General features: G+C 38.8%; 16 protein-coding genes and 2 pseudogenes. 10 read left to right on the top strand and 8 right to left on the bottom strand.

Annotated features, from left to right (window positions below; translation table 11 throughout):
* The first annotated feature begins 226 nt into the window (after positions 1 to 226).
* Together N4G44_RS03175 and N4G44_RS03170 are read left to right on the top strand one after the other, a co-directional pair.
* A complete protein-coding gene (locus tag N4G44_RS03175) occupies positions 227 to 2,422 on the top strand; it encodes a glutamine synthetase III family protein (protein WP_040993305.1) in 2,196 nt (731 codons plus the stop codon).
* A gap of 338 nt (positions 2,423 to 2,760) precedes the next feature.
* Complete coding sequence (locus N4G44_RS03170) at positions 2,761 to 3,471, top strand: C40 family peptidase (RefSeq protein WP_474924585.1); 711 nt, start codon at positions 2,761 to 2,763, stop codon at positions 3,469 to 3,471.
* A 223-nt stretch (positions 3,472 to 3,694) separates the two neighbouring features.
* On the opposite strand, the gene N4G44_RS03165 is transcribed toward N4G44_RS03170, so the two are convergent.
* From N4G44_RS03165 to N4G44_RS03140, 6 genes and pseudogenes are all read right to left on the bottom strand, one after another.
* The gene (locus N4G44_RS03165; protein ID WP_474924584.1) at positions 3,695 to 4,267 is read right to left on the bottom strand and encodes a pentapeptide repeat-containing protein; all 573 of its coding nucleotides are present in this window, start codon (positions 4,265 to 4,267) and stop codon (positions 3,695 to 3,697) included.
* 50 nt (positions 4,268 to 4,317) lie between these two features.
* Positions 4,318 to 5,547 (bottom strand): rod shape-determining protein RodA, encoded by a 1,230-nt coding sequence (rodA, locus tag N4G44_RS03160; RefSeq protein ID WP_474924583.1) that lies wholly within the window; start codon positions 5,545 to 5,547, stop codon positions 4,318 to 4,320.
* Positions 5,522 to 7,549: pseudogene (locus N4G44_RS03155) on the bottom strand (penicillin-binding transpeptidase domain-containing protein). The gene rodA and the pseudogene N4G44_RS03155 overlap by 26 nt, the downstream one beginning before the upstream one ends.
* Entirely contained in the window at positions 7,546 to 8,052 is a 507-nt protein-coding gene (locus N4G44_RS03150; protein WP_040993300.1) for a hypothetical protein, read from the bottom strand. The pseudogene N4G44_RS03155 and the gene N4G44_RS03150 overlap by 4 nt, the downstream one beginning before the upstream one ends.
* The gene (gene mreC, locus N4G44_RS03145) at positions 8,045 to 8,899 is read right to left on the bottom strand and encodes a rod shape-determining protein MreC (RefSeq protein WP_474924582.1); all 855 of its coding nucleotides are present in this window, start codon (positions 8,897 to 8,899) and stop codon (positions 8,045 to 8,047) included. Before mreC ends, N4G44_RS03150 begins: the two co-directional genes overlap by 8 nt.
* A gap of 28 nt (positions 8,900 to 8,927) precedes the next feature.
* A complete protein-coding gene (locus N4G44_RS03140) occupies positions 8,928 to 9,953 on the bottom strand; it encodes a rod shape-determining protein (protein ID WP_034700899.1) in 1,026 nt (341 codons plus the stop codon).
* Positions 9,954 to 10,306: 353 nt separating this feature from the next.
* Here N4G44_RS03140 and hemA point away from each other — a divergent pair.
* From hemA to hemE, 8 genes and pseudogenes are all read left to right on the top strand, one after another.
* Positions 10,307 to 11,580: pseudogene (hemA, locus tag N4G44_RS03135) on the top strand (glutamyl-tRNA reductase).
* Positions 11,567 to 12,475, top strand: a complete 909-nt coding sequence (hemC, locus tag N4G44_RS03130; protein ID WP_474924581.1) for a hydroxymethylbilane synthase — start codon at positions 11,567 to 11,569, stop codon at positions 12,473 to 12,475. The pseudogene hemA and the gene hemC overlap by 14 nt, the downstream one beginning before the upstream one ends.
* A gap of 32 nt (positions 12,476 to 12,507) precedes the next feature.
* Entirely contained in the window at positions 12,508 to 13,098 is a 591-nt protein-coding gene (locus N4G44_RS03125) for a DUF1287 domain-containing protein (protein ID WP_474924580.1), read from the top strand.
* A 6-nt stretch (positions 13,099 to 13,104) separates the two neighbouring features.
* Complete coding sequence (locus tag N4G44_RS03120) at positions 13,105 to 13,377, top strand: hypothetical protein (protein ID WP_474924579.1); 273 nt, start codon at positions 13,105 to 13,107, stop codon at positions 13,375 to 13,377.
* Positions 13,353 to 13,760 carry a peptidoglycan recognition protein family protein gene (locus N4G44_RS03115; protein ID WP_474925041.1) on the top strand — a complete coding sequence of 136 codons (408 nt, stop codon included), beginning with the start codon at positions 13,353 to 13,355 and terminating at the stop codon, positions 13,758 to 13,760. Before N4G44_RS03120 ends, N4G44_RS03115 begins: the two co-directional genes overlap by 25 nt.
* A 4-nt stretch (positions 13,761 to 13,764) precedes the next feature.
* Entirely contained in the window at positions 13,765 to 14,304 is a 540-nt protein-coding gene (locus N4G44_RS03110; RefSeq protein WP_474924578.1) for a uroporphyrinogen-III synthase, read from the top strand.
* Between the two features lie 5 nt (positions 14,305 to 14,309).
* Positions 14,310 to 14,435: a hypothetical protein gene (locus N4G44_RS03105; RefSeq protein ID WP_474924577.1), complete on the top strand. Its 126-nt coding sequence runs from the start codon at positions 14,310 to 14,312 to the stop codon at positions 14,433 to 14,435.
* Positions 14,436 to 14,501: 66 nt separating this feature from the next.
* On the top strand, positions 14,502 to 15,533 hold the full coding sequence (gene hemE, locus N4G44_RS03100) for a uroporphyrinogen decarboxylase (RefSeq protein ID WP_474924576.1): 1,032 nt from the start codon (positions 14,502 to 14,504) through the stop codon (positions 15,531 to 15,533).
* A 169-nt stretch (positions 15,534 to 15,702) separates the two neighbouring features.
* On the opposite strand, the gene N4G44_RS03095 is transcribed toward hemE, so the two are convergent.
* Together N4G44_RS03095 and N4G44_RS03090 are read right to left on the bottom strand one after the other, a co-directional pair.
* Positions 15,703 to 16,335, bottom strand: coding sequence for an NAD(P)H-dependent oxidoreductase (locus tag N4G44_RS03095; protein ID WP_474924575.1), 633 nt, complete (start codon positions 16,333 to 16,335; stop codon positions 15,703 to 15,705).
* A gap of 185 nt (positions 16,336 to 16,520) precedes the next feature.
* Complete coding sequence (locus tag N4G44_RS03090; protein WP_474924574.1) at positions 16,521 to 17,741, bottom strand: cysteine desulfurase; 1,221 nt, start codon at positions 17,739 to 17,741, stop codon at positions 16,521 to 16,523.
* Positions 17,742 to 17,809 lie beyond the last annotated feature (68 nt).

The raw sequence follows: 17,809 nt of genomic DNA, 5'->3' as shown, positions 1-17,809 counted from the left end.
GTTTAAATTTGTATCTTTAGGAATTGTAAACGGTTTTGTGTAAAATGTATTCATGACAGTATTAAAGGGATATTTTTTCATTTCCACCAACCTAATACCCCCCTTATAAAAAATTAAATCATTGTTTGATTTTTGAACAAATTAAAAGACACCCCTAAAAAAATCAGGGGTATTTTATTTTCAATTCATTTTTTCGTAAATTTGCCCTGTAAAAATTAACCTTATTATGTCAACTTTAAGATTCAAAGCGTTAGAAACTTTACCATTTAAGGACTTCAGAAAAGATAATTCTATTGAAGTACCTGGAAAATTGTCAGAATTATTCTGTCAGAATGTTTTCTCAGAAGAGACCATGAGAGAATATTTAACCAAAGAAGCATTCCAGTCTATTTTGGATGCGATGAAAAAAGGTACTAAAATCCAGAGACACATTGCAGACCAGGTAGCTGTTGCTATGAAAGACTGGGCAATGAGCAAAGGAGTAACCCACTATACTCACTGGTTCCAGCCATTAACAGGAACTACTGCAGAAAAGCATGATTCTTTCTTTACTCCGATTGAAGGAGGAAGAGCCATTGAAAGATTCAGTGGGAATTTGCTGATCCAGCAGGAGCCTGATGCTTCTTCTTTCCCGAACGGAGGTATCAGAAATACTTTCGAGGCAAGAGGTTATACAGCATGGGATCCTACCTCTCCGGCTTTCATCATGGGAACTACTTTATGTATTCCTTCCATCTTCATTTCTTATACCGGAGAAACTTTAGATTATAAGGCACCTCTTTTAAGAGCTTTGAACGCTGTGGATGAAGCTGCAACCAACGTTATGCAGTATTTTGACAAAAATGTAACGAAAGTAACGCCTACTCTGGGATGGGAGCAGGAATATTTTTTGGTTGACTCTGCATTATACCAGTCACGTCCGGACCTTGTTTTAACAGGAAAAACTTTATTGGGACACTCTCCTGCAAAAGGACAGCAGTTAGATGACCACTATTTCGGTTCTATTCCTACAAGGGTAATGAACTTCATGAAAGAGCTGGAGATCGAATGTATGAAACTGGGAATTCCGGTAACAACAAGACATAATGAGGTTGCACCGAACCAGTTTGAGCTTGCTCCAATGTTTGAAGAAGTAAACGTTGCTGTGGATCACAACTCTTTGTTGATGGACATCATGGCAAGAATCGCTCACAAGCATCACTTCCATATCTTATTCCACGAAAAGCCATTTGCAGGCGTAAACGGAAGCGGAAAGCACAACAACTGGTCTTTAGCGACTGATACAGGGGAAAACTTATTAAGCCCGGGAAAAAACCCTAAGAAAAACTTACAGTTCTTAACATTCTTTGTTAACACCATTAAGGCTGTATATGAATATGCCGACCTTCTAAGAGCAAGTATCGCATCTGCAAGCAACGACCACAGATTAGGTGCCAATGAAGCTCCGCCGGCCATTATCTCCGTATTCATCGGAAGCCAGCTGTTCAGAGTATTGGAAGAGCTTGAAAAAGTAACGGAAGGAAAGCTTTCTCCGGACGAAAAAACCGATCTAAAACTAAATGTAGTTGGAAAAATTCCTGAAATTTTGTTGGATAACACTGACAGAAACAGAACTTCTCCATTTGCATTTACAGGAAATAAATTTGAGATCAGAGCAGTAGGATCTTCTGCCAACTGTGCAGAGTCTATGACTGTAATGAACACCATCGCTGCAAAACAATTAAACGATTTCAAAAAAGAAGTTGATGCTTTAATTGAAACAGGCCTTAAAAAAGACGAAGCCATCTTTAATGTGTTAAGAGAATACATCAAACAGTGTAAAAACATTATGTTTGAAGGTGACGGATATTCAGACGACTGGGCAAAAGAAGCTAAAAAGAGAGGTTTGAACAACTTAAAAACCACTCCGGAAGCTCTTAAGCAGGAAATGGATAAAAAATTCCTTGATCTTTATGAAGAAATCGGAGTATTTACCCACAGAGAGGTTGAGGCAAGAAACGAAATCAAACTTGAAAAATATTCTACCGTTATTGATATTGAAGCAAGAGTATTGAGCGATATCGCAAGAAACCATATCATTCCTTCTGCATTAAATTATCAGAACAGATTGATCGAGAATGTAAAAGGTCTTAAAGAAATATTCGGAGACAAAGAATTCAAAACATTAGCGAAAGAGCAAATGAGCTTGATCACTAATATTTCCGAAAATGTTTCCAAGATTAAATTAGGGGTAGAAGACCTTATTAAAGCAAGAGAAGCAGCGAAAGCTGTATCTGATAGTCAAAAGCAGGCAGAAGCATACTGCAACAAAGTAAAACCTTTATTCGATGGCATCAGGGAAGCTTCTGATGATCTTGAAATGATGGTTGATGATGAACTTTGGCCAATGACTAAATATAGAGAAATGTTATTTACAAAATAACATCTGTAAAGTTCCATATTAGTTTAAACTCTCCGGTTTTCCGGGGAGTTTTTTTGGTTTATTAACAGCAGTGAAAAGTAGAGTTTTAAATCACGGAATCCGATTAATAAAGGAAAAACGATTTATTATGTTAAAGAATCTTAATAAAAAAAACCGCATACTCACCAAAAATAGGCGGTTGCGGTTTGTTTTTCTTTAACATACTGAAATAATATGTTAAAATGTGTTAAATAAAGAACCTGACAATAATCATATCAGGGGTCTTTTGCTCGGAATTTCTACTTTTGTAATGCTTTTGAAAAATAAATATTCCTTTTAACACGGATAATCAAATATATATGAAGAAAAGAGTTTTGTTTTATTTAGTTGCTTTAGTGTCTACCGTTTCAGTTCAATCATGTGCTACAAATTATGTAGTTTCACAACCAGCAACTTACACTAAAGAATACAAAACAGATGCCAAACTAGCTTCTATAGATACTAAGAAAATGGAACAGGATAAGCAAAGACTTATTGATTCCTTTCTAGCAGAGAAGGCCGCATCTATCGCCAACGCGAAAAAAGCTATTAAAAATTCTGAGATTGCAAAAGCAGTCAAATACAATAAAACGATCGATAATATCCTTACAGAAGCTGAAACATACCTTGGAACTCCATACAGATACGGAGGAATGACAAGAAGAGGTATTGATTGTTCAGCTTTCGTTCTTTCCGTATTCGGGGCAGCAGCAGGGCTTAGCTTACCAAGAGTAGCAGCTTCTCAGGCTCAGGAGGGTGAAAGCATTGATAAAAGGGAGCTTCAGAAGGGAGATTTGATTTTCTTTTCACACGGAAGAAGAATCTCTCACGTAGGTATCGTAGAAAGTGTTACTGAAGACGGTGAAATTAAATTCATCCACGCAGCCACTTCAAAAGGGGTAATGATCTCATCGCTGAATGATTCTTACTGGGGACCTAAATTCAGGTTTGCAAAAAGAGTAATCAACGAGAACGGAGATGCTTATAATAATCTTGCATCTTCTACTCCATCCGCAGCGACAAGTTTTTAATTTTAAATAATTGATTTAAATAATGAAGCCATCAGAAATCTGATGGCTTTTTTATTTGTTTAATGCTGATGATTGACGACTCGTTGGCTGAAGCTTTCGAAGCCAACATGTTTTGACTACCCCGTCTTTTTGCTCTGCAAAAATCCACCCCTTCGGAGAAGGGGAATGGTGGAAGACAGAAAAGTGAATGATAGGTTTTATAATAAATGTAAACTTATTATTTCTAATCCCTGTCTATTTCGATATCCAGTTGATAAAGAAGTCCATGGACTTCCGAAAGGGAAAATTTAGCCTTTTTAAGCCGATTTACGGCAGGATCTATGGAATAATTGAAGGAAGTCCTGAAATCTGCTTTTTCAAGGTTGGTATGGTCGAAAATAGCTCCCGAAAGATCACAGCCTGAAAACGAGGAGCCGGATAAGTCGGATTCAGAAAAATCAGTCTCAATTAATTTGGAATTTTTAAACCGGGTCTTTTTTGCTGAGGTTTTATAGAATACTGAATTGTTGAGTAAACATCCGTCAAAGATAAAGGAAAGCCCAAACGGGTTACAATCGCCGAATTGGAGACCAAACATTTTACATTCCTTAAAAATAACTTCGTGAAATGCAGTTTTGATCAGTTGGACCATACTCAGGTTGCATCCTGAAAATTCGCAGTCCGTGAAAGTGAAGCCTGAAAGATCAGCGTATTCAAAATTACAATTTCTGAATATACAGTTTTCGTATTCGCCTTTCAGGAGTCCGGAGAAGTCTGTATTTTCAAAAGTTTGATCTACAGTATATGCTTCTTTCATATGATTAATGAAATGTTTTTTCGCTGAAGGATAATGAGATTTTAAATTTATTATACCAAACTGTTCTTATCCGAATAATTCAGTTTAAAGAAAATAAAGGTCATCATAGAAAAGGCAAGCAACGAGCTTCCTCCATAACTGAAATAAGGCAACGGAATACCAACGGTAGGGAAAAGCCCCATAACCATCCCTAAATTGATCGTAAAGTGCATCATCAGGATGGAAGCAAAGCAATATCCAAATACCCTGTTAAAAGTTGATTTCTGCTGTTCTGCGAGATAATAGATCCGTCCGATGAAGATCATATAGCATAGGACCAATATTGCACTTCCTACAAATCCCCATTCTTCACCCACAGTACAGAAAATATAATCGGTTTCCTGCTCCGGAACGAATTTCCCTTGCGTTACAGATCCCTCACGGTATCCTTTTCCTAAGAGTCCGCCGGAACCAATGGCCGTTTTTGAATATAATAAATTATACCCGGAAGTATCTCTGAATGCTTTTTCTCCCTTGTAAAGAACCTCAATCCTTTCTCTCTGGTGCTTGGGAAGTTTTTCCAAAATATAAGGTGAACCGAAAGCCAATCCGCAAAGCAGAAGAATTGATCCTGCAATTCCTGAAATGGAAATAACATCCCAGGACATTCTGTGGTAATTCATAGCGATCAAAACACCGGCAATAAGAAGAACCGCTAAGGCCACATACAAAGGAGGTACAGCCAGCGAAATCAGAAAGACAGCGGCAAAAATAAAGCCCACCCCAAACAGAAGACCGCTCAGACCTTCCCTGTATAAAGCAATAAAGAATGCTATAAATACAAGCATAGAACCTACATCCGGAATCGCCAGAACGACTATAGCCGGAATCCCGATAATAGCAAGGGCTGTCCAGAGTGATTTTTTAACTTTGAGATTGAAATCAGGCCCGGAAACATAATTGGCCAGCATCAAAGCTGTTCCGATCTTTGCAAACTCAACGGGCTGCATCGTAAAGCTTCCGAATTTGTACCAGTTTTTCTGCCCCAGGATTTCTTTCCCGAACGGAAACAATCCGATCAACAGTAAAACTCCTCCAATGTAGATTATCCCCGACATATTCTCAAAGAATTTACTTCTTCCTACAAATATAACAAGTCCTACAAATAGAGATATACAGAAGAAAATCAATTGTTTTTCTCCCAGTTTCTGATCAACACTGTAAATATTTGCAATGGCAAAAATGCACAGCAGGAAATACAGTCCAAGACCTAGTTTATCTATTCCTTCTGCCCACTTCATTTCTTTACCTTTTTAGTGTTATTCTTTGTTTCTTCTTCTATTTTTTTCTGCAGCTTCACTTTCTGCTCTTTGATAAAGTTCAGGCTGTCCTGCTTTCTTTTAAGCTTTACAGAATCTGCTGCAGGGTCTTTGTAGAGTCCTTTACGTTTTAAATCTGCAATCCATTGTCTTTTGTACTCAGGCATGAAGCTGGCACCCGTCATTTTCTTGTACAGATTTTCTCTTTTCAGATCTCCGGTGATATACTTTTCAGCGATCACAGTACAGGCAGGACCTGCCCATGTTGCTCCAAATCCGGCATGCTCCATTACTGCAGCCACTACAATTCTAGGTTTGTCTGCAGGAGCGATCAATACAAAGATCGAGTTATCTTTTCCTTGAGGAACCTGGGCTGTACCTGTTTTGGCAAGCTGGGTAAAATCGTTGGACTTCAGGCTTCTTGCAGTACCTCTCAACACCACAGCTTCCATACCTTTGAGTACAGGTTCGAAGTGCTTAGGATCTACAAGGGTTTTATGTTTTGTTTTAAATCTCGGATCGGGATTAGGTTTACCATCAATGGATTTTACGATATGAGGAGTATAGAACCAGCCTTTATTAGCAATGGCAGCCACATAATTGGCCAGCTGAAGAGGTGTCACCAGAACATCTCCCTGCCCCATTCCGTTAAAGATAGATCCGTTCATGGTATAGTCGGAGCTCCAGTTTTTCTTTCCGCTTCTTTTTTCGTAGAACTCACCTGTAGGGATTCTTCCCGGTGAACCTACGGCAATATCATTATTCAGGTATTCCCCTACTCCAAAGCTGCTCATGATTTTTTCCATTCATTAACTCCTCTGGAAGGGTCACCCGGATACTTATTCATGATGGCAATAAATGCATGGGAGAAATAACAGTTACTGGAAACCTGGATCGCCGGGATAAGAGGGTCGGCACCGCCGTGTCCTTTAATTCTTAACCCTTTATAGAAAAAGCCTCCTCCACAAGGGAAAACCGTATTTTCATCCATCACTCCCATCTGCATTCCTGCAAGGGCGGTAAGTAGTTTGAAGGTTGAGCCCGGAGGATAAGCTGCCTGAACAGATCTGTCAAATGTTGGCTTATTTTCGTACAACGTATCCTTTGACAGTGCGTAAAGGTTCTTCGATTTGTTAGGTCCCGTAAATAAATTCGGATCAATATCCGGACCTGTTGCCAAGGTCAGAATTTCTCCGTTATTCGGGTCAATGGCAACGATTGCCCCATGCTTATTAACCAGCATTTCTTCAGCAATTCTCTGAAGGTCATAATCAATGGTTAACGTAATATCCTTACCGGTTACAACATCTTTATCCAGAGATCCGTTTTTATAGGATCCTATATTTCGGAGTTTGATATCCTTCTGGATGTATTTCATCCCTTTTATCCCCCGAAGGTCCTTTTCATAGGATTTTTCAACACCGGTTTTTCCGATGAAGTCACCGGGAAGGTAATAGGTGGAATCTTTTTTAATTTCTCTTTCATTCACTTCACTGGTATATCCCAAAAGGTTACCGGAAGTTGCCACTTCATACTGACGCTGAGGTCTGGAAACAATACTGAATGCCGGATATTTGAAAATAATCTCCTGTACCCTGGCAATATCTTCCCTGCTGAGGTCCTTTAAAAAAGTCATAGGAGTCAGCTTGGAATAGTATTTTTCTTTTTTAATGATTTCAATCCTCTTGATAAAATCAGCTTTACTGATCTGCATAAGGTTACAGAACCCAATGGTATCAAAATCAGGTTTCATTAAAGCCTGGGTAAATGATATTTCATAGGCAGGCTGGTTTCCTACCAGAATTTTTCCGTTTCTGTCGAAAACAACTCCTCTCTGCGGGATGACGTATTCAATTTTAATGGAGGTATTGGCTGCATTTAAAGCATAACGGTCTGTAAACAGCTGTAAATAAGAAAGCCTCGCTACAAAAATAAGAGCGATGACAACAAGGGCAGAAAAGATTTTTAAATAACGTGTGTTCAAACTTTTTGTTTGATTTTAAATATTAATGCGTAAATCACTATAAATATAAAGGAAATTATACTTGTGATCACTACATTAAGTAATATTTCAAAAAAACGGCTAAATTTAAAAAATTCGATGTACTGCACTAAAAGCTGATGCAGGAAGATACTTGAAAACAGAAACAGCAAAAACTGCGCCCACTGTAGGGACTGAAAAGAGAAAAAATCTGTGGAAGTATCTGTAGAGGTTCTGAAAATCAACGTTCTGAAATAAGCAATAAGGGTGGTTGCAAAAGCATTGATACCCCATGAATAAAGGAATGCGTCTACAGAAAGTCCTATTAGAAAGCTTAAAGCCAAAAACTGAAATTTATTTCTGAAAAATGGGTAAAACATGACAAACACCGGATAAAGAACCGGCGTATATTTCCCGAAAATGGTAATCCTGTTGAGTACAAAAATCTGTAACGCAACCAGGAAGATCATGATCAATATATCGGTAAATAAGGTCCTGCTAATCATTTTCTTTTTTTATGACGGTCTGTAATGTATCCTGAATTCTCTGTACTTCAGCTTTTTTAAGGTTTTTCACAACATATACCTTGCTTAGGGCACCCATTTTCTCACTCAATTCCACTGAAATATCCCAGAAACCTGTTTTATTATCTACGGAATATCCCGCGATGGTACCGATCATCACTCCTTTAGGGAAAATAGCTGATTTCCCGTCCGTTACAACGGTATCTCCCACCTTAAGGGCCACATATTTCGGAATGTCGGCAAGATGCATTACCCTGGAATTATCACCGTTCCACGTTAAAGTTCCGAAATATCCGGAATTTTTCAGTGAAGCATTGATCCTGATTTTATTAACGCTCAGAACAGACTGCACCAAGGCGTAGCTGTCTGTAGAATTGATTACAATTCCTGCGATACCTCTAGGCGCCATAACGCCCATCTGAGGGAAAACACCGTCTCTGCGGCCACGGTTGATCGTAAAGTAATTATTTCTTCTGTTGATACTGTTAAATACAATTTCACCATCTACAAAAGTATAGATCTGGCCACCGCCTAATGTATCATGAACTTTTCTGAATACGGGATTTTTTGCTCCTTCTTTACCATACAGCTGTGTCATCAGGGATTTGTTCTGTGCTACCAGATCTTCATTGATCTGTTTTAGCTTCAGATAGGAAACCCCCTCGTCAATATAGCCGGAAATCCATGAGTTCAGCGCAGCCGATTGGCCCGCAACCCATGATTTCTGCATGGCGTTTTTAGAGAATATCAGAACCAGAGCAATAATCTGCAGGAATATAAAGAAGACAAAAAGAGCATTCTTCGAAAATAATCTCAGCAAAAATCCCATTCAGATATATAGTCGTAAAAAGTTAAAATTATTTAATTAAGAAATTGAATTTATCCATATTCTTAAGGGCAATACCTGTTCCGCGAACTACAGCTCTCAACGGATCTTCTGCAACAAATACAGGAAGACCTGTCTTTTTGTGCAGTCTGTCCGCAAGGCCTCTTAGTAAAGCACCTCCTCCGGCAAGATAGATACCTGTTTTGTAAATATCAGCAGCCAGTTCCGGTGGTGTAAGAGAAAGCGTTTCCATTACGGCATCTTCAATTCTGATAATGGATTTATCCAGTGCACGTGCAATTTCCTTATATCCTACCATAATTTCTTTTGGCTTCCCTGTAATAAGGTCTCTACCCTGTACCGGGATATCTTCAATATCTACATCAAGGTCTTCCACTGCGGAACCTACTTCAATTTTGATTCTTTCAGCAGTTCTCTCCCCAATATACAGGTTATGATGAGTTCTAAGGTAATAAGCGATATCGTTGGTAAATACGTCTCCTGCAATTTTCACAGATTTGTCGCACACGATACCTCCTAAAGCTACTACAGCAATTTCCGTAGTACCTCCACCTATGTCGATGATCATATTTCCTTCTGGTTTCTGAACATCAATTCCTACACCTATCGCTGCAGCCATTGGCTCGTAGATAAGCCTTACTTCTTTTGCATTAACTTTCTGAGCAGAATCTCTTACCGCTCTTTTTTCCACTTCAGTAATCCCTGAAGGAATACAGATAACAATTCTTAACGCAGGCTGAATAAATCTCCCTTTAATTCCGGGAATTTTTTTGATAAACTCCTTGATCATGTGCTCAGAAGCATGAAAATCTGCAATAACCCCATCTTTCAGCGGACGGATTGTCTTGATATCCTCATGAGTTTTACCCTGCATATGCTTAGCCTGCTCACCGACGGCAATTGGCCTACCCGTAGAACGCTCAATTGCAACAATTGACGGCTGATCTATAACAATTTTATTATTATGGATGATTAGGGTGTTGGCAGTACCAAGGTCTATCGCAATTTCTTGCGTAAACATATCGAATAAACTCATATTTTTCTCCTGATTTTAAGTTTACAAAGATATAAATTTAACACTACTAAAGAAATTTAACATGCACATAATTTGGTTAAAATTTTATTAAAATTCACAATTGTTTATTAACTTTTGCTTTAATCATTTACGAAGCCTGATTTAAACTAAAATTAACGGAGCGCACAATAACGAATAGTTGAAAAACTAAAAGCGGAAAGAAAGCTGAGAAAGCAGATAATCCTATAATATCTTTGCTCGATTTACTTTCTCAGCATCAGGTTATTTACTGCTGACCATAGTTTTTCACGATAATTATCATATACATTATCAGAGGAAGGTTAATGAAAAAAAACGTAAATTTGCCACTGCTTATGTTACAGTATTCCAACATTCATCAGACATCAAATTTTGCTGTACTTTCCATTAGCTACGAAAAGGCAGATGTAGAAACGAGAGGGAAATTTGCATTCTTTGACGATAACATCAAAAATTTTGTCTCAAGAATCCATAGTGTGGATTTAGGGGATGCATTTGTGGTTTCCACTTGTAACAGAACCGAGATTTATACCACTTCACCGAATTATCTTCTTGTAGCGGAAGAATACTGCAAAACAATCGGAGTTCAGCTTACTGATTTTCTTCAGTTTGCGAATATACTGACCAAAGAAGAAGCGCTTATCCATCTGTTCAGGGTGGCTGCCGGACTTGAAAGTCAGATCATAGGGGATTTTGAGATCATCGGACAGATCAAAAAAGCATACAGCCGTTTTAAGAAAGAGAGACAGAATTCCAATCCTTACCTGGAAAGAGCCATTAATGCCGCCATCCAGATTTCAAAAAGGATTAAGAATGAAACGGGAATTTCCAACGGTGCCGCTTCCGTGTCTTATGCTGCGGTTCACTATATTTTAAACAGCCAGAAAAGAATCACCGAAAAGAACATCCTTCTTTTGGGAGTAGGTGAAATTGGCCAGAATACAGTTGAAAATCTGGTAAAACACGTTTATCAGCCTAAAATAAAAATTGCCAACAGAACTCAGGAGAAAGCTGAAAAGATTTCCCAGAAATACAATATTCCTCATGTTGATTATACCGATTTTGACCAGGAATTAAAAAATACAGACATCCTGATTGTTGCAACAGGCGCCAAACATCCTATCATCAACAAATCCCATTTCCCGAACGGAAAGGAAACGCTGGTAATAGACCTTTCCATTCCGCATAACGTTGAAAAGAACGTTACAGAGAATGAAAATGTAACGCTGATTGATGTGGATGAGCTTTCAAAACAAATTCAGGAAACCATTCAGCAGCGTGAAAAAGAAATTCCAAAAGCTGAAAAAATCATCAAAGATCTGATGAAAGAGTTCCTGGAATGGGAAAAAAGAGAAAGCTGGCACCCAATATCCACCATTTCAAAGCAGTTCTGAAAAACATGGAACGCAATGAAATGCATAATTTTTACAAAAAAAATAAATACATAAACATCACGGACATGGAGCTTTCTGACAAAATGATCCAGAAAATCACCAACCGTTTTGCAAAATTTATCATCGACAATCCTTTAAAAGCCGAAGAAATTAGTAAATTAATGCACGAAATATTAGTTGAACAACCAAACAACGAATTCAATGAAAAGCATTAGAATCGGAACAAGAAATTCCGCATTGGCACTTTGGCAGGCAAGAGAGGTTGCGAGGCACCTTCAAAACCGTAATTATTTAACGGAAATTGTTCCTATCGTCTCTTCCGGCGATAAGAACCTGAATCAACCGCTTTATTCTTTGGGAATCACCGGGGTTTTTACAAGAGACCTTGATGTAGCCTTACTGAATGACGAGATTGACATTGCCGTACACTCACTAAAAGATGTACCCACACAGCTTCCACAAAATATTGAGATCATTGCCTATCTGGAAAGAGATTTTCCTCAGGATGTATTAATAAGAAAGGAATCTGCCCGAAATAAAGAATTCCACGAACTGAAACTGGCCACCAGCAGCCTCAGAAGAAGAGCATTCTGGTTAAAAAACTATCCTCACGCCGAGTTTTCTGATATCCGCGGAAATATCCAGACCCGTCTTCAAAAACTTGAAGAGGGAGATTTTGATGCCACGATCCTGTCTCTTGCAGGAATCAAAAGAATGAAGATGGATATTGATTATGAAATGCTTCCACTGATGATTCCGGCAGCTTCCCAGGGAGTAATTGCCGTTGCAGGGCATTCGGACAAAACGGAAATCAATGAGATTTTAGGTCAGATTAACCATAAGAAGACCCAGATCTGTGTAGAGATTGAAAGAAATTTTCTAAGCACACTTGAGGGCGGATGTACTGCCCCGATCGGAGCTTATGCAGAAATCATTGAAAACCAGATCCGTTTCAAAGCTGCTCTTTGTTCCCTGGATGGTAAAAACTGCATTGCCACCGACGAGAATTTTGAATACAACGAAACCGAAAACTTCGGTGAAAAGTTTGCCAAGATTGTTCTTGAAAACGGAGGAAAAGAACTGATGACTGAGATTAAAAACTCTTACTAAGAATTTTTAAACGACTCATACCTTAATTTCAAGTGCAGAACAATGAAAAAATCCTTTTTTTATTCGTATTCCTGTTTTGTGTATTCATTGCCAATGCACAGAATAAATTTGCGCTTCAACTTTCCAGTTCTGCTTTAAGCATAGTTGATCATACCATCAGGTACGATCCGACTTATTTTGTTATTAAATATCCTAATGGAGATGTTCCTGCTGACAAAGGGGTTTGTACAGATGTCATCATAAGAGCATATAGAAAACTTGGAATTGACCTGCAGAAAGAAGTGCATGAAGATATGGTGAAAAATTTTTCAAAGTATCCGAAAACATGGGGACTGAAAAAACCGGACACCAATATTGATCACAGAAGGGTTCCCAACCTCGCGGTCTTTTTTTCTAAATTTGGAAAAGTAAAATCTACTGAGACCAATCCAGCCTTGTATGTTCCCGGAGATATTGTTACCTGGATTCTTCCCGGCAACCTTACGCACATTGGGATTGTAGTCAATAAAAAATCTGCGGACGGAAAAAGATTCATGGTGGTTCATAACATAGGAGGCGGACAAGTTCTGGAGGACTGTCTTTTCAAATATACCATTACAGGACATTATCAATACCCGAAATAAGTTGCTATGAAAAACATGATCTGTGCTTTATTGGTATTGATGGCATGCTTTACAAAAGCCCAATCCAATGAATTAAAGATAATCAGTAAGCCAATTGATTATTCCCGGGAAAGAATAAATTTAAGCCTGGACTATCTTAAAAGCCATTATAATATGGTACAAAATTCGCCAACCATTTCACCTAAGATAATCGTTCTGCATTATACCGCAGGGGAAATGTTGAAACGAATTATAAATACTTTAACAGGACGCATCTGGAATCTGCCCGGAATACTTTAAAGAAGCAAAGTACTTTAAATGTTTCCTCACAGTTTATTGTAGACAGGGACGGTACGGTTTACCAGCTCATGGAGCCTAACCTGTTTGCCAGGCATACCATAGGCCTTAATTATTGTGCCATCGGCATTGAGAATATAGGAAGCAAAAGCCAGCCGCTTACGGAAAAGCAGGTTTTAGCCAATGCCCAGCTGGTGAGGTATTTAACTAAAAAATACAAGATTGAGTATCTGATAGGCCATTCGGAATATGGTGCTTTCAGAGGTTCAAAGCTTTGGAAAGAGGCTGATCCGGATTATTTTACCGTAAAAGAGGATCCGGGAAAAGATTTTATGAAAAAAGTAAGACTGCTGGTCACCGATTTAAATTTAAAAGATAAACCTTAGCTGAATGAAGATTCTGTTTACCAAAACGATAGACGCCACCCTGTTATCCAAAGAACTTGGACCGGATATTTCGGCTGAATGCATTGAGGTGATCAGAACAGAACCTATACAAACCGCTGCTTTTGATTTAAAAAATTACTCCCTGATCTTCACCAGCGTCAATGGAGTGAATGCTTTTTTTAAAAATCAGTTTAAGCCAAACGAAGATTTTACAGCAAAAAACTACAACAAAATATACTGCGTTGGTGAAAAAACGAAACGGGAACTGAGAAAACACGGTTTCGGGACATTCAAAGTTCTGAAAAATGCCGAAACACTTTCAAGATTCATCATCGGAAACTGCCAGCACGAACAGTTTCTTCACTTTTGTGGCAATCTTGCCATAGATGTTCTGGACAACGAGCTTCCTTTACAAAATATCAGCTATAAAAAGATCACGGTTTACAAAACGAAAGAACTCTACCCTTCCGTACCTGAAAAATATCATGCTGCAGTTTTTTTAGTCCAAGCGGAGTTCGTAGTTTTGCAAAACTCAACTCTTTAGAAGGAATGAAGATTTTTTCCATCGGTGAAACTACCTCGGGCGAACTGAGAAAGTACACTACAGAAGAAATTTTCACCTCAGAAGAAAATAATCTGGCGTCTATTTTCGGGTTGATAAAAAAGGAACTTTAAACAGCTGCAAGCCTGGCTGGTAAAAATAATGAATGCCGGGAACGGCTGTATTAGTTTAAATAAATTATGATTAAAAACGACTTATATTTAAAAGCTCTCCGCGGAGAAACTGTTGAAAGACCACCGGTATGGATGATGAGACAGGCCGGAAGATACCTGCCGGAATTCATTGCCCTTCGGGATCAGTATGACTTCTTTACAAGATGTCAGACCCCGGAACTGGCTTCCGAAATCACCGTACAGCCTATCCGCAGATTTCCTCTGGATGCAGCGATCCTGTTTTCTGACATTCTGGTAGTTCCCCAGGCTATGGGAATCGATTTCAAAATGAAGGAAAATGTAGGACCGTGGCTGGATAATCCGATCAGAACGATGGAACAGGTTCAGAATGTTGTGGTTCCTAATGTGAATGATACTTTAGGATATGTTTTTGATGCTATTGAGCTTACATTAATTAAATTAGATAACGAAATTCCGTTAATCGGTTTTGCCGGTTCTCCATGGACGATCCTGTGCTACTGTATAGAAGGAAAAGGAAGCAAGGCTTTTGATATTGCAAAATCTTTCTGTTTCCAGCAGCCGGAAGCTGCTCATTTACTTCTTCAGAAGATTACGGATACTACGATTGCTTATTTAAAGAGAAAAGTTGAAAAAGGCGTTTCTGCCGTTCAGGTTTTCGATTCTTGGGGAGGAATGCTTTCTCCTGCAGACTATCAGGAATTCTCCTGGCAGTATATCAATCAGATCGTTGAGGCTCTAAGTCCTCTTACCCATGTTGTGGTGTTTGGAAAAGGATGCTGGTTTGCCCTGGAAGACATGACGATGTCCAAAGCTTCAGCTTTAGGTGTTGACTGGACCATCACCCCGGAATTCGCAAGAACGTTAACGAATCATACAATGACGCTTCAGGGGAACTTTGACCCTGCAAGACTACATTCTACGCCGGAAACGATCAAGAAGATGGTAACCGAGATGATTAACCGTTTCGGAAAGGACAGATACATTGCCAATCTTGGGCACGGAATTTTACCCAATATTCCTGTTGAAAATGCAGAAGCATTTATCAGAGCGGTTGTGGACTGGAAGCCGAATAACTAGTTTCTAATCACAAAAGGAACAAAAATTTTTAACACTTAAGTTATTTGAAGTTTAAATATTTTGTAAATAAGAAGATCACATAAGTTTTGAAAATCTGAGATTTCATTTAAAATAATAAAAACCCCTTCAATTGCTCTTGAAGGGGTTTTCTTATGAGAAAAATTAGTAATTAGTTCACTTCGGTAATAAAAGCTTCTTTAGGCTTTCTCACTTTCGTAAGGTTAACCAGCCAGTCATTGGATGCATCTCTGTAACCGATTGGCAGCAGTAACACGCTCTTCAGTCCTTTTTCTTTCAGATTCAGAACCTCATCTACAGCTTCAGGAGAAAAGCCTTCCATTGGTGTAGAATCCACCTCTTCAAAAGCTGCTGCGATAATGGCTGCACCAAATGAAATGTAAGCCTGTTTGGCCGCATGGGTAAAGTTTTCCTGAGCAGATCTCTGCGGGTAGGTTCCCAGCAACATCTGTCTGTAGTTTTCCCAACCTTCGTTTTTAAAGCCTCTGATCTCGTTGGTAAGATCAAACATACTGTTGATCCTCTCCTCCGTATAATTGTCCCAGGCAGCAAATACCAGAAGGTGCGAGCAGTCTGTAATCTGCGGCTGGTTCCATGCATGAGGCTTAATCTGTTCTTTTACCTCCTGATTGGTGATCACAATGATCTCAAATGGCTGAAGCCCACTGGACGTAGGTGCCAGTCTTGCGGCTTCTAATATTTTATCCACTTTTTCCTGTGGTACTTTCTGACCGTTCATTGCCTTGGTGGCAAATCTCCAGTTCAGTTTTTCAATTAAATCCATAAAATTAAATTTAGACCAGACAAAATTAAATCAAGAAACGGAACGCCATACCACAAAAATTACTATTTCAAAGATTGGAAGAATCAATTTACCTGGTTTACGAATTGATTACAACTGATACTATTTCCTTAGAATGCCCCAATAAAAAAGCAGCTGATCAGATCAGCTGCTTTTTTTAAATTTTATTACCCGAGCATTTTCTGGGCTTTCTTTACCCCTTCCACGAGTTTATCAATTTCTTCGAAAGTATTATAGACTGCAAAACTTGCCCTTACAGTTCCGGCTATATTGAAAAAGTCCATAATAGGCTGTGTACAGTGATGTCCGGTTCTTACGGCAATCCCCATTTTATCAAGAATCATCCCTACATCGGAGGAAATCCCGACGCCTTCAAGGTTAAAGGAAACTACCCCTGTTCTTTTGGCCTTTTCGCCATAGATTTTTATATTTTCCAACTCTAAAAGCTTTCTCTGTGCATACTCCAATAATGAATTTTCGTGATTCTGAATATTCTGCCTGCCGGTTTTTTCAATAAAGTCAACAGCAGCACCCAGCGCAATATTCCCTCCTACATTAGGGGTTCCTGCTTCATATTTAAAAGGAAGTCCTGCATAGGTTGTCCCATCAAAAGAACATGTTGCAATCATTTCTCCTCCTCCATGAAATGGCGGAAGCTCTTCCAGAATTGCCTGCTTTCCGTAAAGAATTCCTGTTCCCATCGGTGCATACATTTTATGACCGGAAAACACAAAGAAATCGCAATCCATCTTCTGTACGTCGATTTCAAAATGGGGAGCAGACTGTGCCCCATCAATGACAATATAAGCATCCGAGTTTTTTCTCGTTCTGGCAATGATCTCTTCAATAGGATTCACAATGCCCAATGCATTGGAAACCTGGTTTACAGAAACTATTTTTGTCTTTTCACTTAAAAATTCATCCAGATAGTCCAGCTGAAGAATGCCGTTTTCATCAATAGGGATAACTCTGAGCTTCGCTCCGGTTCTTTCACAAAGCAATTGCCACGGAACAATATTAGAGTGATGTTCCAGATAGGAAATAATGATTTCATCGTCTTTTTTAAGCTTCTGTGTTAAAATATAGGCGATGAGGTTCAGACCTTCTGTAGTTCCTTTTGTAAAAATAACTTCAAAATCATGCCTGGCATTAATGAATTTCTGAATCTTTCTTCTTGAAAGCTCCATTTCTTCAGTAGCCAGCTGGCTTAATGTATGGATTCCTCTGTGAACATTGGCATTAAGTTCCGTATAATATTCATTCCAGACCTTTAGTACAGAATCCGGTTTCTGAGATGTTGCTGCATTATCTAAGTAAACCAGAGGTTTACCATTCACTTCGCGGTTTAATATCGTAAACTGACTTCTTATTTCCTGAATGTCAAACATTTATTAAATTTTTAAATTAGATCGCTCTTATTTAGAACACTTCAAATTTACGGCTTTTTTCTGAGAAT

The sequence above is a fragment of the Chryseobacterium sp. GTID13 genome, from assembly GCF_056172655.1.
Note: the sequence above shows the minus strand (reverse complement) of the source record. Positions and strands in the feature narration are given on the sequence as shown.